Origin of the sequence: Priestia sp. TGN 0903 (assembly GCF_050846855.1) — a bacterium.
In the GTDB taxonomy this organism is placed as follows: Bacteria; Bacillota; Bacilli; order Bacillales; family Bacillaceae_H; genus Priestia; species Priestia zanthoxyli.
The window spans coordinates 107,722-132,898 of sequence record NZ_JBOZGL010000003.1 but is presented as its reverse complement, the minus strand read 5'-3'; the positions used below and the strand labels follow the sequence as shown (position 1 = coordinate 132,898).

At 39.2% G+C, this 25,177-nt stretch carries 32 protein-coding genes, 1 other RNA gene and 1 pseudogene; 12 read left to right on the top strand and 22 right to left on the bottom strand.

Translation table 11 applies throughout. The features are described 5' to 3' along the window. Positions 1-7: 7 nt before the first annotated feature. From ACRPLY_RS11410 to ACRPLY_RS11380, 7 genes and pseudogenes are all read right to left on the bottom strand, one after another. Entirely contained in the window at positions 8-304 is a 297-nt protein-coding gene (locus tag ACRPLY_RS11410) for a rhodanese-like domain-containing protein (protein ID WP_088048717.1), read from the bottom strand. Positions 305-326: 22 nt separating this feature from the next. Continuing rightward, a complete protein-coding gene (locus ACRPLY_RS11405) occupies positions 327-683 on the bottom strand; it encodes a rhodanese-like domain-containing protein (protein WP_098112400.1) in 357 nt (118 codons plus the stop codon). 27 nt (positions 684-710) lie between these two features. Next, positions 711-1,193: a DsrE/DsrF/DrsH-like family protein gene (locus ACRPLY_RS11400; RefSeq protein WP_013058040.1), complete on the bottom strand. Its 483-nt coding sequence runs from the start codon at positions 1,191-1,193 to the stop codon at positions 711-713. Between the two features lie 46 nt (positions 1,194-1,239). Continuing rightward, positions 1,240-1,468: pseudogene (locus ACRPLY_RS11395) on the bottom strand (sulfurtransferase TusA family protein). 92 nt (positions 1,469-1,560) lie between these two features. Next, complete coding sequence (locus tag ACRPLY_RS11390; protein WP_098112401.1) at positions 1,561-1,821, bottom strand: metal-sensitive transcriptional regulator; 261 nt, start codon at positions 1,819-1,821, stop codon at positions 1,561-1,563. Beyond that, a complete protein-coding gene (locus ACRPLY_RS11385) occupies positions 1,811-2,170 on the bottom strand; it encodes a sulfurtransferase (RefSeq protein WP_098112402.1) in 360 nt (119 codons plus the stop codon). The genes ACRPLY_RS11390 and ACRPLY_RS11385 overlap by 11 nt, the downstream gene beginning before the upstream one ends. 343 nt (positions 2,171-2,513) lie before the next feature. Further along, the gene (locus tag ACRPLY_RS11380; protein ID WP_028414569.1) at positions 2,514-2,831 is read right to left on the bottom strand and encodes a hypothetical protein; all 318 of its coding nucleotides are present in this window, start codon (positions 2,829-2,831) and stop codon (positions 2,514-2,516) included. Between the two features lie 158 nt (positions 2,832-2,989). Here ACRPLY_RS11380 and ACRPLY_RS11375 point away from each other — a divergent pair, with 158 nt between their 5' ends. Next, positions 2,990-3,208: a hypothetical protein gene (locus tag ACRPLY_RS11375; protein ID WP_028414570.1), complete on the top strand. Its 219-nt coding sequence runs from the start codon at positions 2,990-2,992 to the stop codon at positions 3,206-3,208. A 107-nt stretch (positions 3,209-3,315) separates the two neighbouring features. Here ACRPLY_RS11375 and ACRPLY_RS11370 read toward each other — a convergent pair whose 3' ends face one another. The 3 genes from ACRPLY_RS11370 to ACRPLY_RS11360 all read right to left on the bottom strand — a co-directional run bounded on the left by ACRPLY_RS11370 (position 3,316) and on the right by ACRPLY_RS11360 (position 5,784). Next, complete coding sequence (locus tag ACRPLY_RS11370) at positions 3,316-3,852, bottom strand: hypothetical protein (protein WP_049165631.1); 537 nt, start codon at positions 3,850-3,852, stop codon at positions 3,316-3,318. A gap of 149 nt (positions 3,853-4,001) precedes the next feature. Next, on the bottom strand, positions 4,002-4,781 hold the full coding sequence (fabI, locus tag ACRPLY_RS11365; protein WP_013084067.1) for an enoyl-ACP reductase FabI: 780 nt from the start codon (positions 4,779-4,781) through the stop codon (positions 4,002-4,004). Between the two features lie 130 nt (positions 4,782-4,911). Next, a complete protein-coding gene (locus ACRPLY_RS11360) occupies positions 4,912-5,784 on the bottom strand; it encodes a LysR family transcriptional regulator (protein ID WP_205664232.1) in 873 nt (290 codons plus the stop codon). Between the two features lie 114 nt (positions 5,785-5,898). Here ACRPLY_RS11360 and ACRPLY_RS11355 point away from each other — a divergent pair, with 114 nt between their 5' ends. Beyond that, positions 5,899-6,792, top strand: coding sequence for a DMT family transporter (locus tag ACRPLY_RS11355; RefSeq protein ID WP_028414573.1), 894 nt, complete (start codon positions 5,899-5,901; stop codon positions 6,790-6,792). Positions 6,793-6,952: 160 nt separating this feature from the next. Further along, entirely contained in the window at positions 6,953-7,372 is a 420-nt protein-coding gene (locus ACRPLY_RS11350; protein ID WP_154973836.1) for a hypothetical protein, read from the top strand. A 91-nt stretch (positions 7,373-7,463) separates the two neighbouring features. Here the strand turns inward: ACRPLY_RS11350 and ACRPLY_RS11345 are convergent, their stop codons facing one another. The 3 genes from ACRPLY_RS11345 to ACRPLY_RS11335 all read right to left on the bottom strand — a co-directional run bounded on the left by ACRPLY_RS11345 (position 7,464) and on the right by ACRPLY_RS11335 (position 9,041). Next, entirely contained in the window at positions 7,464-7,955 is a 492-nt protein-coding gene (locus ACRPLY_RS11345; RefSeq protein WP_154973838.1) for a GNAT family N-acetyltransferase, read from the bottom strand. A gap of 23 nt (positions 7,956-7,978) precedes the next feature. Next, positions 7,979-8,161, bottom strand: a complete 183-nt coding sequence (locus ACRPLY_RS11340; protein WP_234943128.1) for a hypothetical protein — start codon at positions 8,159-8,161, stop codon at positions 7,979-7,981. Between the two features lie 169 nt (positions 8,162-8,330). Further along, positions 8,331-9,041 (bottom strand): GntR family transcriptional regulator, encoded by a 711-nt coding sequence (locus ACRPLY_RS11335; protein WP_014459154.1) that lies wholly within the window; start codon positions 9,039-9,041, stop codon positions 8,331-8,333. 168 nt (positions 9,042-9,209) lie between these two features. Between ACRPLY_RS11335 and ACRPLY_RS11330 the strand changes: the two genes are divergently transcribed. Together ACRPLY_RS11330 and bglA are read left to right on the top strand one after the other, a co-directional pair. Then, on the top strand, positions 9,210-11,096 hold the full coding sequence (locus ACRPLY_RS11330) for a beta-glucoside-specific PTS transporter subunit IIABC (RefSeq protein ID WP_325077635.1): 1,887 nt from the start codon (positions 9,210-9,212) through the stop codon (positions 11,094-11,096). Between the two features lie 13 nt (positions 11,097-11,109). After that, positions 11,110-12,549 carry a 6-phospho-beta-glucosidase BglA gene (bglA, locus tag ACRPLY_RS11325; protein WP_289578093.1) on the top strand — a complete coding sequence of 480 codons (1,440 nt, stop codon included), beginning with the start codon at positions 11,110-11,112 and terminating at the stop codon, positions 12,547-12,549. 80 nt (positions 12,550-12,629) lie between these two features. Here the strand turns inward: bglA and ACRPLY_RS11320 are convergent, their stop codons facing one another. The 5 genes from ACRPLY_RS11320 to ACRPLY_RS11300 form a co-directional block, all read right to left on the bottom strand. Next, complete coding sequence (locus ACRPLY_RS11320) at positions 12,630-12,779, bottom strand: hypothetical protein (RefSeq protein WP_013058052.1); 150 nt, start codon at positions 12,777-12,779, stop codon at positions 12,630-12,632. Between the two features lie 200 nt (positions 12,780-12,979). Next, on the bottom strand, positions 12,980-14,377 hold the full coding sequence (locus tag ACRPLY_RS11315) for an NCS1 family transporter (protein WP_034263876.1): 1,398 nt from the start codon (positions 14,375-14,377) through the stop codon (positions 12,980-12,982). Between the two features lie 239 nt (positions 14,378-14,616). Beyond that, positions 14,617-14,880, bottom strand: coding sequence for an excalibur calcium-binding domain-containing protein (locus ACRPLY_RS11310; RefSeq protein WP_028414580.1), 264 nt, complete (start codon positions 14,878-14,880; stop codon positions 14,617-14,619). Positions 14,881-14,979: 99 nt separating this feature from the next. After that, positions 14,980-15,912, bottom strand: coding sequence for a class A beta-lactamase (bla, locus tag ACRPLY_RS11305; protein WP_028414581.1), 933 nt, complete (start codon positions 15,910-15,912; stop codon positions 14,980-14,982). A 171-nt stretch (positions 15,913-16,083) separates the two neighbouring features. Further along, complete coding sequence (locus ACRPLY_RS11300; RefSeq protein WP_028414582.1) at positions 16,084-16,629, bottom strand: helix-turn-helix domain-containing protein; 546 nt, start codon at positions 16,627-16,629, stop codon at positions 16,084-16,086. Positions 16,630-16,766: 137 nt separating this feature from the next. Between ACRPLY_RS11300 and ACRPLY_RS11295 the strand changes: the two genes are divergently transcribed. Next, positions 16,767-17,384, top strand: a complete 618-nt coding sequence (locus ACRPLY_RS11295) for a LysE family translocator (protein WP_028414583.1) — start codon at positions 16,767-16,769, stop codon at positions 17,382-17,384. Between the two features lie 108 nt (positions 17,385-17,492). After that, complete coding sequence (locus ACRPLY_RS11290; protein ID WP_325077633.1) at positions 17,493-17,627, top strand: hypothetical protein; 135 nt, start codon at positions 17,493-17,495, stop codon at positions 17,625-17,627. 34 nt (positions 17,628-17,661) lie between these two features. On the opposite strand, the gene ACRPLY_RS11285 is transcribed toward ACRPLY_RS11290, so the two are convergent. Further along, complete coding sequence (locus tag ACRPLY_RS11285; RefSeq protein ID WP_033580267.1) at positions 17,662-17,976, bottom strand: MGMT family protein; 315 nt, start codon at positions 17,974-17,976, stop codon at positions 17,662-17,664. A 345-nt stretch (positions 17,977-18,321) separates the two neighbouring features. Here ACRPLY_RS11285 and ACRPLY_RS11280 point away from each other — a divergent pair, with 345 nt between their 5' ends. Continuing rightward, positions 18,322-18,864: a MerR family transcriptional regulator gene (locus ACRPLY_RS11280; RefSeq protein WP_325077631.1), complete on the top strand. Its 543-nt coding sequence runs from the start codon at positions 18,322-18,324 to the stop codon at positions 18,862-18,864. 32 nt (positions 18,865-18,896) lie between these two features. Here the strand turns inward: ACRPLY_RS11280 and ACRPLY_RS11275 are convergent, their stop codons facing one another. The 3 genes from ACRPLY_RS11275 to rnpB all read right to left on the bottom strand — a co-directional run bounded on the left by ACRPLY_RS11275 (position 18,897) and on the right by rnpB (position 21,097). Continuing rightward, a complete protein-coding gene (locus ACRPLY_RS11275; RefSeq protein WP_033580265.1) occupies positions 18,897-19,781 on the bottom strand; it encodes a LysR family transcriptional regulator in 885 nt (294 codons plus the stop codon). Between the two features lie 357 nt (positions 19,782-20,138). Next, on the bottom strand, positions 20,139-20,528 hold the full coding sequence (locus ACRPLY_RS11270) for a VOC family protein (RefSeq protein WP_165636438.1): 390 nt from the start codon (positions 20,526-20,528) through the stop codon (positions 20,139-20,141). 180 nt (positions 20,529-20,708) lie between these two features. Continuing rightward, positions 20,709-21,097, bottom strand: an RNA gene (gene rnpB, locus ACRPLY_RS11265) — RNase P RNA component class B. Positions 21,098-21,345: 248 nt separating this feature from the next. Here rnpB and ACRPLY_RS11260 point away from each other — a divergent pair. The 4 genes from ACRPLY_RS11260 to ACRPLY_RS11245 all read left to right on the top strand — a co-directional run bounded on the left by ACRPLY_RS11260 (position 21,346) and on the right by ACRPLY_RS11245 (position 24,951). Continuing rightward, positions 21,346-22,164, top strand: coding sequence for a histidinol-phosphatase (locus ACRPLY_RS11260; protein WP_165636437.1), 819 nt, complete (start codon positions 21,346-21,348; stop codon positions 22,162-22,164). Positions 22,165-22,465: 301 nt separating this feature from the next. After that, positions 22,466-23,320 (top strand): histidine kinase N-terminal 7TM domain-containing protein, encoded by an 855-nt coding sequence (locus ACRPLY_RS11255; RefSeq protein WP_325077629.1) that lies wholly within the window; start codon positions 22,466-22,468, stop codon positions 23,318-23,320. Further along, on the top strand, positions 23,287-24,045 hold the full coding sequence (locus tag ACRPLY_RS11250) for a sensor domain-containing diguanylate cyclase (RefSeq protein ID WP_325077628.1): 759 nt from the start codon (positions 23,287-23,289) through the stop codon (positions 24,043-24,045). Before ACRPLY_RS11255 ends, ACRPLY_RS11250 begins: the two co-directional genes overlap by 34 nt. A 144-nt stretch (positions 24,046-24,189) precedes the next feature. Next, positions 24,190-24,951, top strand: a complete 762-nt coding sequence (locus ACRPLY_RS11245) for an MBL fold metallo-hydrolase (protein WP_325077626.1) — start codon at positions 24,190-24,192, stop codon at positions 24,949-24,951. Positions 24,952-25,177: the final 226 nt, after the last annotated feature.

Sequence of the window (25,177 nt, the reverse complement as noted above, 5' to 3'; positions counted from 1 at the left end):
AAAAAAATTAGACCGTTTCCCCTTTCCACTCCATCATGCCGCCGGTCATATTCGTTACACTGTAGCCTTGCTGCTCCAGAAAACGAGCTGCCATTCCGCTTCTGCCACCAGAACGACAGACAACAATATAATTCTTTGCTTTATCTAACTCATGCATACGAAATTCTAATAAAGGAAGCGGGATATTTAACGCGTTTGGAATTTTACCTATTTTTACTTCCTCTACTTCACGCACATCTAAAATGTGAATTTGTTCTTGTTTTTTTACTAGCTGTTCTACTTCTTGTGCTGCTATTGTCTTCACGCTGCGTCTCCTCCTTCTTGATTTATCTCCACGTATTCATGCCGCCTTTAACGTTGGTAATGGCTATAAAACCTTGCTTTTTCAACAGCTTACTTGCTTTCATACTTCTCATTCCGCTTTGACAAATAACGACTACTTCTCTGTCTTTTGAAAGCTGACCTGTTTGCGCTGGCAATTCTGATAAAGGAATGTTTCGAAACCCTTTAATATGTTTGGTACGAAATTCATGTGGTGTTCGCACATCGATAAACTGGTTATCTTTATTTTTTAACTTTGCTTTTAACTCCGTTGTGGCTATTTGCTGAATACCTTTTACTGTTGCAAAACGCTGATACAAAAACCACAGCAGAAAAACGATAATAAGCGCATTGACAATCATATTGACCCTCGCTTCATGAGTTATCTTTTAGATGAATAAGTTTACGTTTCCGTCTTCTGCGTCGGCTAAATACGCCGCTACGCCCGCATATTCAATATTATCTAACAGTTCTTTTTCCTGTAACCCTAGAAGATCCATCGTCATCGTACAAGCCACTAGCTTCACATCTTGTTCTTGTGCCATTTCGATAAGCTGCGGTAGCGTTAGAGCATTATGCTTTTTCATTACGTTTTTAATCATTTTAGGTCCCATACCTGCAAAGTTCATTTTAGATAAGCCCATTTTATCCGCACCGCGCGGCATCATTTTGCCAAACATCTTTTCTAAAAATCCTTTTTTCACCGGCACCATTTCTTCTTTACGAAGCGCATTCAATCCCCAAAACGTATGGAATATTGTCACTTCATGGTCATAAGCAGCCGCTCCGTTGGCAATAATATAAGCTGCCATCGCTTTGTCATAATCACCGCTAAATAATACAATTGTTGTTCGTTTCTTTTGTTCAGTCATGTTGTTCCTCCTCTTACCCCATGGGGTATATTTAATTCCAAAAAAATTAGCTCTTTTGAATGTAAAAGATAAATGTACTGCCTTCTTCTTTAAAATCAATAAGCTCGTGTCCTGTTGATTTTGTCCAAGCTGTTAAATCACTTTTAGCACCTTTATCTGTCGTTTGCACTTCTAATACTTGACCTGTTGTTAAAGTATCCATTGCCTTTTTTTGTTTTTACGATTGGCATTGGACACGCTAATCCTTTTGCATCTAAAACTTGATCAATTTTCATAGTATTTATCTCTCCTTTTTATATACATATACCTGTAAGGGTATATTATACTAAATAATGATATTCGTCAACCTTAAACAAGGTGACAATTATTAACGACTTTTCACTAACAGCTGTACAGCTTCTTTCACTAAACCTTCCGTTGGCTCTCCTTGCTGAAGGCTTTCTCTGACGCACTGCTCAAGATTGTTGCTCACAATAACTCCCATTGTGCGATCAATGGCACTTCTTGCAGCAGATAATTGAGTCACGACGTCTCGGCAGTCTTTTCCTTGTTCCATCATGCTAAGCACGCCTTTTAACTGCCCTTCAATTCGGCGCATGCGATTTTTCACTTGTTGATTATACTCCATAATCGAATACCCCTTTCTTTCCTTTACTTTTACACGCTGCTAACTCATAGCTGCGTACTTCAAAACCTTTTTTTCGTAAGAACCGTACGCCTAAATTTAACTCCACTCTATCTCCGGCAATCAGATGAACGCTGCCCTGTGGAATTTCTGAATAAAAGCGTTTGAGATACGCATACGGCATAACTAACCCCTTAGAATCATGAACTTCATGGTAATGGCGAATATCTACAATCGTTCGCCCAAGTTCTTTTGCTTCAGATTTCCGTATGCACTGTATTCCTTTAACAGGATAATAACGTCTGTATGCAATAAATAAAATAGCAAGCAACAATACTGCTATATAAAGCATAACAATCACCGCCTTGCTATCGAATTGATGTTGTTTACATACTCCATATTATACCCCTACAGGTATATTGTCAAGCGAGAAAATTATAGTTGATTTTGCTTATTTACATGGATCCTTTCATATGAACCAATCCACTTTATACAGCTTAGGAATCATGAATGTTTTCTTTAACCTGCTTTATTGTGTGTACCCCCTACCCTATAGATCAAACATACTTTTCCGTTTTCATGCATCACCTGGGCTCATATAAATGACTAGAAAATAAGCTTACTGTATCATTCACGTCTACACACAAAAGATCCAGTTCCCAAGGAGAACTGGATCTTTTGTGGTAAAAAGCTGATTAGCTTTGATGATAAATATTATGCCATTGATTCCACGAACTGTGTGGATGCTGCTGGTGCCACTGATTCCATGGCACATATGGATTTTGCTGATGCCACTGATTCCACGTACCGTGCGGATACTGCTGGTGCCACTGATTCCAAGGTGTGTATGGATGTTGTTGATGCCATTGATTCCATGTGCCGTGCGGATACTGTTTGTGCCACTGTTCCCAAGGTACATGTGGATGTTGCTGATGCCATTGATTCCACGTGCCGTGCGGATGCTGATGATGCCATTGTTCCCATGGAATATATTGTTGCTGTCCTTGATGCATGTTTCTTCAACTCCTTTTCCTTTGCCACATCATATGTTCTTTTTAGGATTTAGAGCTTATCTATTTTAAAATATATAGGCGTTTGATTAATTATGAATTACATAACACTTTTGTTTTTATATGGTAATATCAATATAAAACATCCAGGAGGATTTCAGTTGGTTAAAAACTTACCTTTATTAATGGCTATCTTACTTATAGGAGTAAGCTCTTCTCTTATAAGCGGAAGCATAAACTTATCTGGAAGTATAGAATGGATATTTTTTATTATTAGCCTTATTGCTAATATTACTGCCGTGATTGGTCTTTCTTTACACGTATTCCTTTACCTTCCTATGAAAAAAGCTGAGAAAAATCTAAAAGAAACGTTTAAATGAATATAAGCAAAAGAAGCAGATTTCTTATGAGAAGTCTGCTTCCTTTGTCAGCTTGTATTAAACTTGTTTTTTTCGACTTCTTTACACCAAAAGATGCATATAGCTCTTTATTCGGAAGGAGATGGAAATCTTGCTGCTTCGAAATGCGACACATTTTCTGTTGTGACAATTGTGCCGTCAACATTACTTTCCGCGAAGACTTCAACTCGATCTCCTTTTTCTAAATTGTAAATAGTAGAGACCGATACTACGTTAACAAATATAGTGTTTCCACCAAAGAAATCGTTATCAATTGCGATAACCGCCGTGCCGTTGACACGAATTTCTACGCGCGCTCGATAATCGACAGTCGTATCATTAGGAAGAAATCCAATTGTAGCAACAAGGGAATATACGCCATCTTTTTTGGGGCGAAAAACAGACGTAACGGGATTGTATTCATTTGCTAAATCAAACTGTTTAAACTGATAGGAAACTTTTACAGACGTGTTTGCTGATACTGGCTGATTTGTAAGGTTAAGAGCACGAAACGCTGAGTCTCTTGTATTTCCTTGCTTGTCTTGTGGACAAGAACTATGGTGATGTTTCTTAGAAGAATAAGATCTTTCTACATGATATTTATCATCTTTTTTAATCGTAATCATCCTTTCTTTGTGTGTCTATCTATTTTATTCATTCGCAGGAAAAATGCTTGGATGCTTGTTCTTTGACTCATAATTTTTAATAGAGGAAACGATAGATTTCTGAATTTCCCACAAAAAAACACCTTCTCATTTGAGAAGGTGTTTTGCAATTAACCTACAATATTATAACCAGCGTCCACGTGTACGATTTCTCCCGTTACGCCGCGTGAAAGGTGGCTCAGTAATACAACCGTCATGTCGCCAACTTCTGCTTGCGTTACGTTACGCTTAAGAGGTGCTTTTTCTTCAACATGGTGAAGAATTTGGTTAAAGTCAGAAATGCCTTTCGCTGCAAGTGTACGAATTGGGCCTGCTGAAATCGCATTTACGCGGATATTGTCTTTCCCTAAGTCTAATGCTAAGTATTTTACTGAAGACTCAAGCGCTGCTTTTGCTACGCCCATTACGTTATAGCCTTCAACTGCGCGCTCTGCACCAAGATAGCTCATCGCTACAAGAGAACCGCCTTCTGTCATAAGAGGTTTCGCTGCTTTCGCTACGGCGATAAATGAATAAGCGCTTGTATCTTGAGCAAATGCATATCCGCTTCTTGATGTATTGATGAACTCACCGTTTAAATCTTCTGAGTGAGCAAACGCAACAGAGTGAATCACTCCGTGAACTGTGCCTGCTTCTTCTCCGATTTTTTTGAAAGCTGCTTCAATACTTTCGTCGCTGTTTACGTCACATTCAGCAATTAATGATGCTTGAATTTCATTTTTTTCTAAAAGCTTGTTCAATTTTCCTAGTGAACGTTCTTTACGGTATGTAAAAATTAAGTTTGCTCCTACTTGATGAAGGGCTTTTGCAACACCCCAAGCAATACTTCTGTCGTTGGCAACTCCCATAATCACAATGTTCTTGTTCTTTAATTGTAATAAATCTTCCATATTATCCTCCAAAAAAAATTAGTCATCAATGATGACTAATAGGTAATTGTATAGCTTTATTATAGCACAAAGATGCTCTTAGTTCCTAAGAGTCTTATGAATTAACCGATTTTGCTTTATAAATAATCTCTTACTTGTCCGAATTTTGCAGCCATGCTTGCGTTGTTTCAGCAAATTTTTTAGCTGCAGGTGAAAGATGATAACGAGTAGCTAGACCAATTGAACGGTAGCTGTCCACTTGAAATGGAATCGCACGCAGCTCTTGCGGGATAGAATCCAAAAGCATTTCAGGTAAAATGCTAATGCCTAAGTGATACGTAATCATCGATAGGATAGCACTTTCATCCATTAATTCAAAGCGAATTTCAGGCTGAACCCCCTGTTCTTCAAACAATTGCTTAATATCATGATATCCGCCGTATGTCGGCATAATAAACGGTTCTTTCTCTAAATCTTTAAAGGAAACGTTTTTTTGATGATACAAAGCACTTTGATTTGATACGACACACAGCAGCGGGTCTTTTTTTAAAGGGATAATATGAAATTGACTTGAATGCGTAATGTTAATAAAACCGCAGTCTATTTCTCCGCTCAGCAGCCACTGTTCAATTTCAAGATAATCGCCTTCTTTTAGCTGAATTTGAATGGCCGGATAGCTTTTTTCCATCAGCTGAATAATTTCAGGGAGCCACTTGGTGGATACGCTTTTAAAAATCCCAACTTTAATCGTTCCTTTTGCAAGACCTAAGAGACTGGCTGCTTCTTGATGAACTTTTTCATTTTCTTGCAGCACTTTCCGAATGGCAAGAAGCATCGTTTCGCCTTCTGTTGTTAAGGTAATACCTGATCTGTTTCGATTCACAAGCGAAAATCCAAATTCTGTTTCGAGATTTGTAATGGCATGACTGACCGCTGACTGCGTGAGTGCCAGCGCATCTGCCGCTTTTGTAAAGCTTTTCACTTCAGCTACTTTGTTTAAAATTTCATATTTCACTAAGCTCATTTTATCCCACCTTAACATGAATTTAATTCATGTTCATCATTATAAAGATTCATTTTATTAATATCAAATTCCTTTGTATACTGTGAGTACATCATAAACAATGGAGGGTTGAACGTGAGTTACCGCACGCGAGCAAATATGATGATGGTTGGTGTAAATGTATTTTGGGGCATGTCGTACGTGTTTATGAAAATGGGGCTGGGTTCGCTCGGATCATTTACTATCATTGCACTCAGATGTTTAATTGCTTTTTTGATTGCCGGACTGTTTTTCTATAAGCCTTTACTACATATCACGCGCAAAACGATTTTATCATCAGCTATTTTAGGCTTTTTACTATTTTCCGTTTTTTCGTTTGTCACGTTTGGCGTCAGCATGACGTCTGCTTCAAATGCCGGATTTCTTGTCAGTTTAACGGTCATTTTTGTTCCGTTGCTCAACTGTTTGTTAGTAAAGAAGCTTCCTTCTTGGCCGATTGGACTTGGAGTTATTGTTACCCTAACCGGTATAGGTGTGTTAACTTTAAAGCACTCCTTTCATATGAATACTGGTGATGTACTTTGCATCGGAACGGCGCTATGTTATGCCATTCATATTACCTTGACCGGCACGTTTACGAAAAATGAAAATCCAATTGCACTCGGCATTTTACAGCTAGGGTTTGCTGGATTATTTGCACTGACTTGCAGCTTTTTATTTGAACACCCCAGCATTCCAACTACGTTATCATCATGGATTGCGATTTTAGGTCTTGGCGTTCTTTGCAGCGCGATTGGATTCATTTGTCAAGCCATTGCGCAGCGCTACACAACTCCTACTCACACAGGACTTATTTTTGCAACAGAGCCTATTTTTGCTGCGCTGTTTGCCGTTCTCTTTTTGCATGAGCTGTTTACGCTTAAAGACCTTGTTGGTTCTATTATTGTGATTGCGGGGATTTTAATTGCTCAATTAGACGATTTGCTATTTAAAAAAAGAGTTCATTACCAAGAGACTTTGCCAAAGTAAAAGCCGCTAGATAAGAACCTAACGGCTTTTGTTATGAAGCTAAGATATAAGATTTCTTATAGCAGCCCCAACACTATTTCCACTTTTCTTTTAATAGATGCTAGTATTTTTCAGACTACCTTGCTATTCTATATAAAAAAGTACGTCTAGGTGAACGACTGTGAAGCTTATTAAACGAATACTTTCAACTATTATTTCATCGATATGCGGCGGTGTGGTTTGCATCGAAATATTTGAATTAAATTCCCTTGGCTATACAAGTATAGTAGATTATTTATCGACTTTGCTTATTGGTGTGTATCTTACCGCTCCATTTATTATTATAGTAGGCATCCCTTGTTCAATAGCTATAGCAAACATCATGAAATACATAGCTTCATTTAAAATATTAATTGAACTAATCCTATATCTTCTTTTCGGTATCGTGGGAGCACTCGCCGTATTAACTTTATTTTTGCTAAGTGACGGAATATCGGCTTTTAGTCTCTTTCCGCGAATCCTTATTGTAACGTTGAGCTGTTCACTGCCGTTTGGGTTATCTTCTATACTCATAAACAAGCTATCTAAAAAGACGGTCTAATATACATAGACCGTCTTTTTAGATGCTTTGCTACAGACACATCGCTATCGTTCATTACACTAACCGATATGATTTTGCATAAAGGCTAAGCTTATACCTCATATGTATAAAACTTTTTATCTACGTTCATCACTGGGAAATTTGCAGGCAGCTTTTCTTTTTCTATATGTTGAAATCCATTTTTCTCATAAAATCGATGCGCAGCCCTATATTGTAACGTCGTTCCTAAGTATATTCTTTCCACTTCTCTCTCTTTTGCCCACCCGATGGCTGTATGCAATAAACGGTGAGCTGTTTTGAAGGTGGCTCCTCTATAAGGTTTGGCTACAAACATTTTCCGTAGCGCTACTTGGCGGCTTCCAATGTCTATTAAAGCTACGCTTCCCACTACTTTTTCGTTGCAAACAGCAACCCAAAAGTTTCCGTTGCCCTGTTGATAAAAGCTTTCGATTTTAAATAAATCGGGCTGATCTTTCTCCGTTATTGGAATGTGATATTCTTGCTGCTGAATAGGAAGAATTAAATCCACTACTTCTTGTTGATACTTACTAGCATATGGCTGAATGATGATACTTTCACTCAAAACCTCCACCGCCTCTAATCAGTTTACTCCACCTTACTTTTGGCTGTTTTTAATACTGCATAACCTATGTTTATTATAAAACCAATTACAGCACCTGCAAGAATCGATATCACACCTACAGCGATAAAATCGCCTTTAGTCGGCTGAAATAAATTCATGGAAAGCAAACTAAACATAAAAAGCATTGGAATAAGGTAGCTCAGCATCTTTTTCAACTTAGCACCTCATTTCCTTATTTCTATAAACCTTGTAACCATTTTATCGTATATTAATTTCCTATTTATTACAATCTTTATCTTCTTTCATGTTTTTATCAAAGAAATGAAAAAAAGTGCCTGCCTCTCGTTCCTTAGTAATTGAGAGACGGGCACTTTTTTATAAAACATGACTCGTTGCTTGTAAAAAGAACTGCGACTGTTCGTAGTTATATGTCACTTTTGAAAAGTCAAACGGCTGGCCGTTCGCTAAGTGAAAAAGTGTTTCAATAAATAATTTAGGATCGCCTTCTTTTAATCCTAAGTACTTTGCTTCTTCTTCGTTCAGCTTGCCGACGTGAAGATATAGATCAGAAAACCCGATTTTTAAGCCAAGGCCTTCTTTAATGTAATGAAAAATAGACTGAGAAACAATTTCGTTATTTAAGTACGTAACGATGGACTTATTATAAAACGATTCTTCCAGACAAAGCGTCTGGCCGTTAATATACCGTACTCTTTTTACATAATAGACGTCGCTATTTTCTTCTATGTTTAAATTTAACGCCGCTTCTTGCGTCGGTTTCCGTACATCTAGCTCAATTACTTCCGACGTTAACTGAAAATCTTCAAGTTCACTTGTAAATCCTTGATTGGAAAGCAAGCCAATATATCCTTTTCGTTTATGACGACGGACAAAAATGCCGCTTCCTCTTACTTGAAAAACAACGCCTTTTTTCTCTAATAGATCTAAGGCCTTTGTTACCGTACTTTTACTCGCCTCAAATTGTGCCATCAGCGTTTCTAATACCGGCAGCTTGTCTCCTTGCTGAAGCTTGTGTTCTTCAATATAGGTTTCAATTTCAATTGCAATTTGTTGGTATTTGATCATAGCTATACCTCTTTACTGAATTTGTCTCAAGAATAACACGATTATACCATAATCTAACTCCATCCCATAAACTTAAATTATTTATTGATTATTATTTTATTTGGGTATTGATAAATTGTATCGGTACAATTATACTGAAAGCGTATACTCAACAAGGGGGTTGAACATATGGGAGGGAAAATTAGAGATTATCACAAGCTTGCAGCAGATATTTTAGATGCAGTAGGTGACGAAGAAAATATCGTAAGCGCTACACGCTGTGCTACGAGGCTGCGAATTGTATTAAAGCGCTCGAAGCCAGAAGCCAAACGTAAGGTGTCTTCTATGGCTGGTGTCATTACGGTTGTTGAAAACAGCGGGCAGTTTCAAGTCGTTATTGGACAGCACATAGGAGACGTTTATGAAGAATTTGCTAGTTTAGTAAATTTGGATACAGCAGAGGAGCAAACTGAAAACAAAGGCACGATTTTAAACCGTGTGATTGCTACAATGTCCGCTGTGTTTGCACCATTTGTATATATCTTAGCAGCGGCAGGAATTTTACAGGGGTCGTTAATCTTAATTAATTTGTTTTCGGATAGCTTTGCCAAAACGGGCACCTATCAAGTATTAAGCTTTATTTCGTGGGCACCGTTTGTTTTTTTACCTATCTTTATTGCCATCACAGCATCCAAGCATTTTAAAACCAACACCTACATCGCAGTGGCGTGCTGTGCCGCATTAGTCAGTCCAACATGGGCAGAAATGGCGGCCAAAATTACCGACGGAAGCAGCATTTCGTTTTTAGGTCTTCCCTTATCCGAAACGATCTATACTTCTTCTGTTTTACCGCCTTTATTTTTAGTATGGATTTTGTCTTACCTTGAAAGGTTCCTAAACAAGAGCATTCATGAAGTGGTTAGACCGCTGTTTGTTCCGTTTTTATGTATGGTGATTATGGTTCCTATAACGATTTTACTCATTGGCCCCGTTACAACGATGGGAGCTAACGGAATCGCTCACGGCTATAACTTTTTAGCTGAAAACGTACCTGCCTTAGCTGGAGCAATCATTGGTGGCTTCTGGCAAATTGTTGTCATCTTTGGAGTACATTGGGGAATTACGCCGATGGTGCTTGCAAACTTTGATTTAAACGGCAGAGATTCATTTCAAGCGTATCAAACAATTGCCGTAGTAGCTCAAGTTGGAGCGGTGCTTGGGGTTATTTTAAAAGCAAAAAGCCAAGAAGCACGTAAAGTAAGCGTATCAGCCGGAATAACAGGATTATTTGGTATTACAGAGCCAGCTATCTACGGCGTAAACTTACGTTTTAAAAAGCCGTTTATCTTTGGATGCGTTTCAGGTGCTATTGGTGCCGTTGTAGCAAGTTTCTTTCACCCATATTACTTTGCTTACGCAGGATTGCCTGGACCGTTGACCATTGTAAACGGCATCAGCCAAGACTATCCGATGTCAATCTGGGGAATTTTAATTGGATGTGCTATTGCGATTATTCTTCCAGTTGTGCTTATTCAAGTATTCGGTTACGGAGAAGACGCAGCAAAAGAAGCTGCTGCTGCTGCTCCTTTAAACGAAGTAGCTGTCAGCAACCCGAACGAAAATGAAGAAACGATCAGCGCACCGTTTAGCGGGAAAGTTATCCCACTTTCTAGCGTACCGGACGAAGTATTCAGCTCAGGTGCGATGGGAGAAGGATTAGCGATTGATCCTTCAGATAACAAGCTTTATGCACCTTTTGACGGAACGGTAGTCATGGTAGCGCCAACAAAGCATGCTATCGGCCTTCGTTCAGAATACGGCGTTGAGCTGCTTGTTCATATTGGATTAGATACCGTTACGTTAGACGGCAAGCCGTTTACCCTGCACGTAGAAGACGGTGTAAAGTTTAAAAAAGGCGATTTACTAATTGAATTTGATAAAGAATTTATTGAAACACAAGGGTTACAAACGATTACACCGGTTATTATCACAAATTCAAACGCTTACCGAGAAGTAATCGTTGAAGATGTTGAAAATAGCGGACTGAATCAAACATTATTTACCGTAGTGAAATAAGGAGGAACTAACGATGACAAAAATGCCAAAAGATTTTTTATGGGGCGGCGCATTAGCAGCTCATCAATTTGAAGGTGGATGGAATCAAGGCGGAAAAGGACCGAGCGTAGTAGACGTTATGACTGCAGGTGCGCACGGTGTACCGCGACAAATCACTGAAACAGTGGAAGATGATAAATTTTATCCAAATCACGAAGCGATTGATTTTTATCACCGCTACAAAGAAGATATCGCACTGTTTGCAGAAATGGGCTTAAAATGTTTGCGAACGTCTATCGGCTGGAGCCGTATTTTCCCTAAAGGCGATGAAGCTGAGCCAAACAAAGAAGGACTAAAATTTTACGACGATGTATTTGATGAACTGTTAAAGCACGGGATTGAACCGGTTATTACGCTGTCTCACTTTGAAATGCCTCTGCATTTAGCTCGAGAATACGGCGGATTTAGAAGCCGAAAAGTGGTAGATTGCTTTGTGAAATTCGCTGAAGTTTGTTTCGACCGCTACAAAGACAAAGTCACGTACTGGATGACGTTTAATGAAATCAACAATAAAATGGACGTAAACAATCCTCTATTTCTATGGACGAACTCAGGCGTTTCTGTAAAGCCTGGTGAAAATGCAAAAGAAGTGATGTATCAAGCGGGACATCATGAACTTTTAGCAAGCGCTCTTGCCGTATCAAAAGGAAAAGAAATTAATCCAGATTTCCAAATCGGAGCAATGGTGTCACATGTGCCAATTTATCCGTATTCTTCAAACCCTGAAGACGTGATGTTAGCAGAAGAAACAATGAGACAGCGCTACTTCTTCCCTGACGTTCAAGTTCGCGGCTATTACCCGAGCTACGCGTTAAAAGAATTTGAACGAGAAGGCTATCATATTCCGTTTGAAGAAGGCGACGAAGAAATTTTACGAAACGGAAAAGTCGATTATTTAGGCTTCAGCTATTACATGTCCACAACGGTTAAAAGCGACGTTGAAGCTGATAACACGGGTGATATCGTAAACGGCGGCTTGCCAAACGGCGTAGCAAACCCTTATATCAAATCAAGCGATTGGGGCTGGTCGATCGATCCAACGGGCTTGCGCTATACGTTAAATCGTTTCTACGACCGCTATCAAATTCCGCTATTCATTGTAGAAAACGGATTTGGCGCCATCGATACGGTTGAAGCAGACGGTTCCATTCATGACGCATCGCGAATTGAATATTTAAAATCGCACATCGAAGCGTTAGAAAAAGCTGTAACGTACGATGGTGTTGATTTAATGGGCTACACGCCGTGGGGAATTATTGATATTGTTTCCTTTACAACAGGCGAAATGAAAAAACGATACGGGATGATTTATGTCGACCGTGACAACGAAGGAAACGGATCGATGAAACGCTACAAAAAAGATTCTTTTAACTGGTATAAACATGTGATTGAAACAAACGGTGAAGAACTGTAAGAAATCAGAAAAGCCGGGTACCTGCGTGAAGACACAGGAACCCGGCTTTTTTAAAACGTGTAAAAATAAATGCAAATACGTTATCTCGGTTTATCTACTAGCTGTGTTTGCGCAATTTCTGTTTGCTTAATTCCCGCTCGTTGAATTTCATCCGCAAACGATTCATGTTTCAGCGTTTTAATTACCTTTTCGCTTCCATCTCGAAGAGTATACACTCTAAATTCATACATACTCTGCCCTCTCCTTTAAGCTGTGATTGATGCGATACATTAGATGCGCTCCTGTTCAAAGCAACTCCTAATAGAGGTTACTTTTTACTCTTCTTTACTTTACCCACTTTTTAGGAAACTAGACAAAGAGATTTGCTCTGACGCGATAAAAGACACATAAAAAGCCTTTGCCGTAAGCAAAGACTTTTATCTATTGAATATTATTGTTCAAAGATGGTTCCTTTTTTGAACTTTGACTGTTTAAAAGCGAATTTCGTTAAAAGAATATACGCAACTCCTGCGACTACTACTCCTATAATCCAGCCTAAATCAACTTCAATAAACGCAGCGCCTGCACCGATGAGCATCGCAAGCATGGCGCACGGATTGTAGCCGGAAAACGGCCCTTTTTCTTGATACAATTCCTCTACATTCACTTTTTGCTTCCGTAAAATATAGTAATCGACTAGTAAAATAGAAACAATCGGCCCTAAAAAAGCAGAGTAAATCAAAATGAACAAACCAAGACCTGCAGCTGATGAATCTTGAACAAGCACCCAAGGGAACGAGCAAAAGGCAAGCAGCCCGGTAATCGTAACCGCTACTTTATAGTTTGCTTTTGTCAGCAGCGTAATGACATACGTAGGCGGAATAATGTTTGCCACCATGTTTACGGCAATCACGCCAATCACAATAAATGCTGATACAGCAACAGTGATATACGAATTATCGACTACAACCGCGAACGCTTTAACTGGATTGGAAATACCCGTAGCAGAAGCAAGCATTGCTCCGATTGTCAGAACGAATCCGTAGGCTACTAGAATCGGTGTAAAGTATAAAAATCCGCGCTTCTTGTCGCTAATGCCTGGCTTTAGCTCTCTGGAGTAATCGGCTGCGCTTAGAAAAATCGCCGCATAATTACCCATAAACATCATAATGAAAGAAAAGAACGGAAGTCCCCACGAACCTTTTGTATGTACCCACTTCTCCCCTACTACTTCACTATGAGACGTTAAAAGAACACCAAATACATACACAAGACCAAGCAATATAATGATTGACGCAAGCATCTCTACCCATTTAACCGCGTGGAAGCTGTACAGCGAAAGAACAATTTGCAGCAGTTGAATGATAATAAAACAAAGAACAAGATTGTCAAAAGACCCTTTGCTCACAATTTTACCAATTTCGTTTAAAGCTGTACCGCCTGTCCAGCTTTGGAAACCATACCAAATGATAGCTGGAATACCTCGTAAAAGAGACGAGATGACGGATCCTTTTATTCCAAAAGACATTCGAAGCTGCATCACATACGGTATACCCGTCTTATAGCCAATTCGATCGTTTAACACAAAAAAAGTAGAAATAATACCAATGGCAATAATGGCTGCCACAAACGTTTGAAAAAGATTTAATACCGCTGTACCCGCAATTACTAAGCTCGCACCAAGCGTCATATTTCCTAAATTAACGCCGTCTCCAATCCACATAAACATATAGGACAGCGGTGTTAGCTTTCGATCACTTTCCGCTTTTGGCTTTAGTGACGGATCAAGACCCCTATCTTGATGAGAATGTACCTCTTCTATAACGGTACTTGTTGCATTTGTAGACACTATACACTCAACTCCTTTTTTATGGTGATTCCACGCCCTAACCTAACATCAAATGTAAGTTAACTTAACATGTACATAGTGTATACGAATTGCAGTGTAAGTTCATCATTATTTATGTGAATTTTCTGATATTAATTTGTGCAACTTGACTAATTGTTGACCTCAGTTCGTAACAAACAAAAGTTGATAATAAAAAATCCAAGCGCTTACAATAAGCGCTTGGATGAGTCACTCAGTATTTATTTTTCACAGGCAATGTAGTCTTTATCTCGATCTAGCTTTGTATTGGCATCATACAGTGCTTTTGATACGTACGGTTTGTACTTTGTTTTGCCGCCTTTATTCTTTACATTAGCCGCACGAGCTACGCCGCCTTTGTAGTCTTTGTTTAATTCGGTACAGTTTTTGTAAGATTTAGCTGCCGCATCTACGTTTGAAACCATGCCAAAAGATACGCTTGTTAATAAACCGAAAGATAGAACAATTGGAAAAATCTTTTTCATAAGAGATACTTCCTTCCTATATTTTGTCTCATTAATAATAGAATGTTCTATCAATCTTTTCAATCTTTTTTTTACATTTAAACTACTATTATCCATTTTTTATTTATGAGTAACTTTAAGAGCCTTGACCGCTTGTTTAGCCGCTTCTGCAATCAGTTTATCATGATACTCCGCATCTTTTTCCGTACGATCGGAAAGGATCGCAAGAACAATTGGATCTCCGTTTGGCGGCCAAAGAATGGCAATATCATTTCGCGTCGCGTAGGAGCCTGCGCCTGTCTTATCGGCTACTTCCCAGCTTTTTGGCACGCCCGCTCGTATCAAGGCATCCCCTGTCGTATTTCGTTTCATCCAATCCGTTAAAAGTGCACGTTTGTCTTCAGGAAGTGCCTGTCCAAGTACATACGTTTGAAGGCTTGCAGCAAGTGCTCTTGGTGTACTTGTATCGTGGGTTTCTCCTGGATTCACTTCATTTAAATCGGGCTCAAACCGCTCAGGCAGCGTTACATCGTCTCCTATGTTTTCTAAAGCTTCTTTAAATCCGTCCGGTCCGCCCAGCTGCTGCAGAATTAAATTCCCTGCCGTATTGTCGCTGTAGCGAAGCGATGCATCCGCGAGTTCTTTAAGAGTCATGCCTGTATCCACGTGTTTTTCTGTAATAGGGTTATAGTTCACAAGGTCATCGCGCGTATAAAAGATTCGCTCGTTGAGATCTTCAATTGATTTCTGCTGTAAAAGTGCACCGACAGCAAGCGCTTTATGAGTAGACGTATAAGCAAAACGCTCGTCCGGGTGATACGTTACCGTTTTATTTGTACCGGTATCTAATGCATAAATGCCAAGATTCGCATCATATTTTTCTTCAAGCTTAGCAAACTCTCGATCACTTTTAGTTTCTTGTTTTTGACACTTCACCGTTTCAGCCTGTACTCCGCTGCTTGAAAAGCCTACAACCGCCGCGCATGATAGAGCCAGTGCAGGCATCATTTTTTTAAGCTTTGAAGTGTAAAACATCTCTTTCCATCTCTTCATTACCTTTCAACACCTTTCCAAAAAGTATTTAGTATGTAGTCTCTTAGGTAGAGGTTACCAACAATTCTATTTTATCAATTGTTTACTCTCACAAACATGATAGTTTTATCACATTTATATAATAAAGTACCCGATAATGAAGAATAACTAGCATACCACCTATTAATAAATTTAAAATACCGGCGGCGTAACGGAAAATAAAATAACGGCTTTCTCATCAAACGGATTGTCCCATTTGTGCTTAAGATGCGAAGGGATTTTGACGCTATCTTCTTTTTCTAGCACGTATACTTCCTCGTCCAAATACACTTTAATTTTTCCTTCTAAAACGTATGCCACTTCCTCCCCTTTATGCGCTAAAGGAGTTTCAGATGAAGACATCATGGGAGGGACTTCCATAATCGCCGTAGCTAGATTTCCAGTAAAATCTGGTGATACTAGCGAATACGTTAACTCTTTTACCTTCATCGTTTTACGCTCGTTTGACCGTACGACTAAATGAGAGGTATTTATGTCTTCAAGCAAAAAGCTAAAAGTAGGCACGTCGAGGCATTTAGCTAAAATCTTAAGCGTTGAAATAGACGGATTAGCTAACCCTCGTTCAATTTGACTTAGCATAGACGGCGTGACATCCGCTAATTTTGCTAATTCACGACTGCTTAGTCCCTTTTCTTTTCGAAATTTCTCTACTTTTTTTCCAATATCTATGTTTTCCATGATGATTCCTCCGTAAAAGATGTTTAATTATATTTAATTTTATTAAATTAAACTTAATAAACTGAGTTAAGTGTGTTAAATTATATTTAATAAATAAAGTATATTTTAATTTTATCACAGCGAGGAGGAAGAAAAAAATGAATGACATCTTGACCTTTTTGGTTCTTACATTGTTTGTTATTATGAGCCCTGGTATCGATACCGCCCTTATCACGAAACGAACGATGGCAGACGGACAAACGGGCGGCTATAAAATGGCATTAGGCTTAGCGAGCGGCTCTTTAGTTCATACGCTCGCCGCCACGTTTGGCTTATCGGCTCTTCTCCTTCAGTCAGCTTTGGCATTTGAAATCGTAAAATACGCAGGAGCCATTTACTTAATGTACTTAGGCATCTCGGCCTTCCTTTCTAAAAAAAGCAATGCATCTTCTTCTGTAAAAGAGGAAAAGTCAAAAGAAACATCCGCTTTTCGTCAAGGCCTTGTCTCAAATGTACTTAATCCAAAAGTAGCCGTGTTTTTCTTAACTTTTTTACCTCAATTTGTTCAAAGCGATCAAAACGTAACGCTTCAATTGCTTCTTATGGGAATAACGTATACGATCCTGGCTATCACGTGGTTTTTCGTATTCGTCTTTTTTATTAACTATTTACGAAAATGGCTTACAACACCTAGCGTGCAGCGCTTTATGGATAAAGCAACGGGCGTCGTGTTAATCGGGTTTGGATTAAAGCTCGCTTTTGAAAAACATAAATAACAAAAATAAGTTAGTTGAAGAAAGTTCCGAACGAGTTTGATTTTTGATGGAGAATCAAACTCGTTCGGATTTTTTTATTAATAGGGTAAATGCAGGTGCTTCTAGCCGTTGATTGAAGGGCAAGGCGAAGACTCCTGCAGGAAAAGCGGAATAGATGAGCCCCCGCAGGAGCGCAAGCGACGAGGAGGCTCATCGGCCGTCTGCGGAAAGCGAAGTCTTGCACGGAAATCAACAGGCGTGTAACAAGCAATTCATACTCGATCATTTATCTCAATTGTTATTTATGCACGTCAGGTTCATAGAGATAGAGTTTAAGATCAAGTCTTCCCTCTGAAGAAACGAGTATTCCTTCCGCTTCGAGTGAAAGCTTTTGAACAACATGCATTTCTTCGTCTTTAAATCCAATTTCTCCTTTAGAATTGATCACTCGGTGCCAAGGCAGTTTGTGTTTTTTGCTCATCGAATGCAAAACTCTTACCACTTGCCTTGCACCTCGAGGACTCCCAGCTAGGCGGGCAATTTGTCCGTATGTCATGACTTTTCCGCGAGGAATTTGTTTAATAAGGGCTACTGCTCGCTCTGTAAAACTCATGCTGTCCCTCCTTTTATTGTTTAGTACAACATTACCATAATTAATAAACCGTGAAGTAATCACTCGATTTTTCTTCAGCAACATTATAAGATAATACATAAGAAGTACGCTCATCATTGTGCAACATTCTTCAGGTAAATGCTTGTATTTCCTATTCTTCAACTAGCAAATCTTTGCGCGAGTGGCAGCTTATCCCTTATTTATGACACTGTGATTATAAAAACGTTACAGAAATCAACACAGCAAAGTACGTAGAAGCGTTACATGATAAGATAAACAGTAGATACTAGTACAATTTCAAATTGATGCTGACGAATAAGTAATCATTTAAAAAGTGGTGAGAAAATGACAAAATGGCTTAGTGTAAAAGAGTTATCTGAAGAAACGAGTATTCCTACTTCAACTATCAGAAGATACATAGATAAATTCGAAGATTTCTTTATACAAAAAGAAGATCATCGACCAAAACAATATGAAGCTGCAGCTGCGACCGTTTTACTGAAAATTAAGCAGCTTTATGATGAAGGCTGTCAAGCAGAAGAAATCAATGAAGCACTGCAAAAAGAATTCTCTTTGACTACAAGCAAGGATCAAGCTGCCGTGTCTCTAGACGAAGACAAAGAGAACACAGCAGAAGCAGCTGACCAGCCCGAGGCGGATGACCAGCAGCCGACACCTCCCGAACAGCCGGTACAGCCTCCACCCCAACAAGAGCCTGATACAAAACAAATTCTTCAGGAAAAAGATAAGCAGCTTATTCAATCTTTGCGTAAAAGTCTGCGTGAACAGCAGGCCATTTCAGAATTAGTAGAAGCTTCAAAAGAAAGCAGCGTAGTAGGTAAAAAGAGATCGATTTTAAAACGATTATTCCAACGAAAAAAGGACTAAGTTTGTAAACAAGCCTAGGCCATGAAGCATCTTTATTTCTGATCATTAAATTTATGTAAAACAAAGTTTCTAAACTGTTTAACAGCCGGTGATAGATATCTTCCTTCAATCCATGCTAGTCCAATGACTCGGTGGCAGTTGGCCTTAGCTAATGGGATTTTCACTATTTTGCTTTGATCGATTCCGTGTAAATCTGGAAGGATAGAAATTCCTAAGCCGGCTCCTACTAGTCCCGCTACGGTATCAGCTTCCTCTCCTTCAAACATGATGTGAGGCATTCTTCCTGACTCTTCAAATAACTGCTCAAACGTAAGACGAAGAGAAAAGCCTTCTTTTAAGTGAATAAATGATTCCTCAGCAATTTCTTCTAGTGCAATACATTCACGATCAGCGTACCGGTGATTTTTCGGTACGATTACAAACAGCTCTTCACTCCAAAGATGCTGCCATTTAATGAACGATTTCTCTTCCATCGGCGCAATCAAACAAAGATCCAGTTCGCCGAGCTCCAGCTGTTCAAGAAGCACGTGCGAAGGACTTTGCCTCAGCTGAAAATTCACCTTAGGATATAAACTGCGAAACGAAGCGATTAAATCTGGAATCAAATCCGTGCTGAGCGTATGTAAAAATCCAAGTGACACCTGCCCTTTTTCAGGATCTAGCAGCGCTTGAATTTCCTCTTGTCCTTTATCAAATTCTTTCATTATGTTATCTACACGCTTTAAAAAAACTTTACCATATTGATTTAATATAATGGAACGTCCTTGCCGGTCAAATAGCGGTGCTCCTACTTCCTCTTCAAAACGAGCGATTGAACGACTGAGCGCAGGCTGCGTAATTAACAGCTCTTCTGCGGCGCGCGTCATATGCTGCGTACGTGCTAGCGTTTGAAAATATTTAAACTGCTGCCATTCCACTTTGTACCATCTCCTTATCAACCATTCTATCCATTACATAGATGTATGAAAAATATGATTATAATGAATTATACATTATAAATAGCAGGTGTTACGATAAAAAATGGAAACATACTCGAGGATGTTTTTAGTTCATCTTGATGACTGCTGTATACGGCTCTTATTAAAATTTTATGATCATCATTTTCTAGCAGAAAGAAGGATTTGTTATGAAACGTAAGGGGATTATTAAAAAGCTAACTAAGATATCATAGTAACTACACAGCAAAAAGACCCTTCTATCACACTAAAAGAAAGGTCTTTTTTGAGAATCTAAAACACATTTTTTCTTGTATGTACCCCTTAAAGTAGACTTTTTTAGAATTTAACTCGTTCTACTAACTGCAGCAATTCATCATTAGGTCCGTGAAATAAAATCATTCGTCCGCCTTCAAGCGTTGGCTGAGGCTCAGATGATAAAAATTCAATTCCTTTGCTCTTATAATGTTGAATCGCCTTATTTATATCCTCTACCGTAAAGGCAAGATGGTTAACAATCCCGCTATTGGTATACTCGCCAATCGGATCAATATCTCGAATGAGCTCAATTTCAATACCCGGCTGTTCTTCAAGATACAAAAAAGCCATCTCTCTTTTTTCGGTAGAGCCTTGAAGGCGAACTTTAAAGCCAAACATATCCCCGTAGTAGTGAATCGTTTCATCCATATTTCCAACAATAATTGCCGTATGTTCCATTTTCTTAATCATCGATATTCTCCCTTTCCCCATATTTAGTAGGTACAAGTAAACTATACAGCAATTTAGGCAATATGTATTTCCATATACCTCGAGTCCTCATACTATGGTTAAAAAATAACAAACAAAAAAACAAACCCCAGTGGTTTGTTTTGGTTACATCTTATATAGTCAGTCTCTGTTTCAACAACGTTCGATAAGCCATGTTTTGTACCTTTGTACTGCAAACGATTTTACTCTCGTACTCTGGTGGTAATCATCTATCTACGATTACGCATGTAACCGTCCGTCTCTCCGTTAAATTCCTTCGAGACAGTTCCCCTACCATTGTTTGGGTTTCTCGCTCGTGGGGTTTACCGCGTTCCACCTTTGCTGTTTCCAGCAAAGCTTCGTCACTGTGGCACTTTCAGGGATACTCGACCATATCCGAGGACTTAGGTGGTTTTTCCCGCCGTCAGCTAAGCTATAAGCCAAGCTGCCCTAGCTTATTTTTTCACTAGGCACGAACACTACGGGCATCTCAGCACCGTGCGAGCATGGACTTTCCTCTACATCAAATGATGCAGCGATTACCTGAACGTTATTTCAGATCGTGTATGAGTAGTATATGCGTTTTAATAAGCCAAATCAAATGTAACTTTTGGAACGGATTCCAATTCAATTTTTACAGCAAATTAAATAAAATAACTTGTTTCTGTACACTCTTTTTAGTAGATGAATCACCCGCAAATTCAAGAAATATTCTCTTCATCCATTTCTACGAGGGATACTTTGTTTCTTTGTAGAATATTCTATACACCACACAAAAAGATGACAGAGGTGATGAAACATGAACGCTGAGTTAAAATTTGATTTTCATACCCATCACGACCGATGCGGACATGCTCGCGGAACGATTCGAGATTATATAGAGGCGTCTATTGATAAAGGCCTTGATATTATTGGGATTTCGGATCATTCTCCTTATTTTGCGAGCGAAGAAGAGCAGCCGTATCCTCACATTGCGATGGGAAAAAGCGCATTCTCCGGATATGTAGCTGAGATTTTGAAACTAAAAGAAGAATATAAAGAGAAAATTGAAGTGCTGTTAGGCGTGGAGTCTGATTTCTTTCCTGAGCATGCGGGAATATATCAAAGCCACTATGAAAAATATCCGTTTGACTACATAATCGGCTCTGTCCATCAAGTTGATGAAATCAGTATCTTTCATAAAACGCGCTGGGAAGGACTTTCTCAAAAAGAAAAACAGCGCACGAAAGAAACGTATTATCAATTGATCCAAGAGTCCGCCCGAAGCAGAATGTTTCAGATTCTTGGCCATATTGATGCCATGAAAGGATTCTATCCCTCCTTTTCTTCTATCGAGACAGCTGTAATCGATCAGACGCTAAAAGTGATTTCGGCACATGACATTGCTATAGAAGTGAATACATCAGGCAAAACCAAAGACTGCGGAGGCTGGTATCCTGCAGACGATATTTTAGAAAGAGCCCTGCACTACGGGGTACACATTACATTTGGTTCCGATGCTCATGATCCGGAGCGTATTGGCGACGACTTTGAATTGGTAAAAAAGCGTCTTAAAGAAATCGGATTTACAGATTGGGTCTTCTTTAGACAGAAAAAAATGCAGGTGGCATCTTTGTAAAACGGTGAACTTAAATAGACTGTAAATACAAATATGCCTGAAGACACGCAGATGAAGGACATCGCGTATTTTCAGGCATGTGTTTTTTTACTGAGAAACTTTGACTTTTGTAGCTGAAGATAAATTTTCTCCGTTCGTTTCAATTACTTGTTGTTTAGGCACCATTTTTCCCTCGTCTTGACCTACCCTTATAGTCCCTCTACCATCTCGAACACTACTAAATTCCTACATAAAATATCCACATTTCATTTCAACTGTGCTACATTTAACTAAAAATGCTTTCTTAATGAGGGATACAATTGTGAATTTAGATTTAACAGCTTATATAACGCTTATCTGTACGTCCGGTGTTCTTAATCTATACTTATGTTTTTACGTATTTATTAAGCGTCACCACTACGCTAACATTGCCCATTTATTTATTCTTCATACAGGCTTCACCTCTATTTATTGTATGGGTGCGGCGTTTAGCTTACTATCCGTTAACCTCGGAGAAATGAAATTTTGGACCGCTATTCAATACGTGGGCATGCCTTTTTCGCCTCCTGCAGGACTGCTGTTTGTTATGCAGTATGTCGGCATAAAGGTAAGAAAAAAACATATTTTCGCCCTTTTTATCATTCCGTTTATTAGTTTGATTATGGTCGCAACAAATGACTGGCATCACCTTCATTACCGAGTGTTTGAAATTGATTCCGTTCTAGGTGCTCCTTACGTTCATCAAGAAATTGGACCATGGTACACAATTCACGGCATGTTCATCTTTTCGTCTATGTTCGTTGCTTTTTTGCTCGCCGTTTACCGCTGGAAAGAAACAGCCAAAGCTTACCGCCTGCAGTTAATTTCATTAATGGTCGGTCAATTAGTCCCTATCGTCACAGCTTTTATCTATTTAATGGGCTTTACGCCGCAGGGAATTGATCCAGTTCCGATGGTTTTATGGGTTTCTTCATTTTTATATTTATGGTCCATTAACTCATCGCGTATGTTTACAGTCATGCCCGTTGCGAAAGACGCGATATTTAACAGCATCAATGACGGCGTTGTCGTGCTCGATGAAAGCTATAGATTAATTGAATTTAATCTAGCGTCTAAAAACATGTTTCCGCAGCTAAAAAGTCGATGCTTGGAAAACATTTTGCTGATATTTGGGTGACGCTGTCCGGCCGTTCGTTTCCTTTTGCATTAGAAAATGCAAAAAGCAGTCATGAACTGGAGCTTTTTTCTGAAGATCAATCTTCGTATACGTATCAAGTTCGCACTTCTCCTTTGCAGTATGCTAACAACAGTCACGGCTTGCTGCTTATTTTTACAGATATCACGGAGCTAAAAAGACTTCAGCTAAAGCTTGAAAATCAAGCTTATTACGATGAGCTGACGCAAATCTATAATCGTCGGGCATTTTTTCAGCACAGCAAGCAAGCGTTCGATGAAGCAAAAAAGTCCGCATCTTCTTTTACACTTCTTTTACTTGATATTGATTATTTTAAAAAAGTGAACGACACGTATGGTCATTATGCCGGCGATCAGGTGCTTGTACATGTCGTAAAAGCCTGCCAGTCCGTATTATCACAAGGAGCCCTTTTTGCTCGGTACGGCGGTGAAGAATTTGTACTCGCGCTAAAGGGCCATACTTTATCTGAAGGCGAAACGCTTGCTGACCAAATTCGCCGTCACGTCGAGACTCAGCCCTTACTGATTAATGAAAAAACCATTTCTGTTACGCTAAGTCTTGGAGTAGCACAAGCGGAAAAACAAGAAAATGAAACGTTAGATGAGCTGTTGAATAAAGCAGATATCGCCCTGTACGCTGCCAAACAACATGGACGCAACCAAGTACGTGTATATAAAGAAATAAAAGAAATCTTAGAAAGAACCTAAACAGCACTGTTTCGGTTCTTTTTTCTTTTGAGTACTATTCTTTCATTTATCAAGTAAAAGTGCGAAAAGACTTGATTTTGTTTATGTATTTGAAAACAGCTCATCCTATAAACTAGAGGTAGATCAAAAAAAGGAGAGATAGAGATGAAGATTACACACATTCGAAATGCTACTTTACTTGTTGAGTACGGGGGAAAAACGTTTTTAATTGATCCTATGTTAGCGGAAAAAGGCACGTACCCTCCTTTCCCAAATTCGATCAGACAAGATCAAAACAACCCTTTAGTGAGCCTGCCGTTATCCGTTGAAGAGATTATTGAGGGTATTGATGCCGTCATTCTCACTCACCTTCATTTGGATCATTTTGACGATGCCGCTAAGCAGGCGTTGCCAAACGATATCAAAATGTTCGTTCAAAATGAAGAAGATGCCGCAGTAGTAAGAGCTGATGGTTTTAAAAATGTAGAAGTACTAACAAAGAACACGGTCTTTGAAGGCATCCAATTATCCAAAACAAAAGGTGAACACGGAAGAGGAGAAATTTTAAAGCGTACTGGTTTAGTATGCGGCGTTGTTTTTAAACACAAGAGCGAAAAAACGCTTTATGTAGCTGGAGATACGGTATGGTATTCCGTTGTTGAAGAAGAAATCAACACCCATCAACCGGATGTCATTGTCGTAAACGGCGGCGATAATCAGTTTTTAGAAGGCGGTTCTCTTGTGATGGGGAAAGAAGATATTTACGAAGTACACAAAGCGGCCCCTCATGCTACAATTCTTTCTGTCCATATGGAAGCTGTCAATCACTGGACCCTATCAAGAGAAGAATTAAAAAGCTTTATCAACGAAAAAGATATGGCGTCCCGCGTCTTTGTTCCAGATGATGGCGAGGTTTATACTTTTTAAGAGAGAAGATGAGACAAAAGTATTTAAGTTGAAGAAAGGTCCGAACGAGTTTGATTCTTGGGTGAGAATTAAACTCGTTCGGATTTTTTCATTGATATAGTAAACGTAGCTTTCATATGTGCAGTTGCTTCCAGCGGTTGATTGAAGGCTCAGCGCCCGCCCGCGGAAAGCGAAGCCTTGCATGGAAATCAACCGCGATGTTATAAGCAATCTACGGGCTATTTAT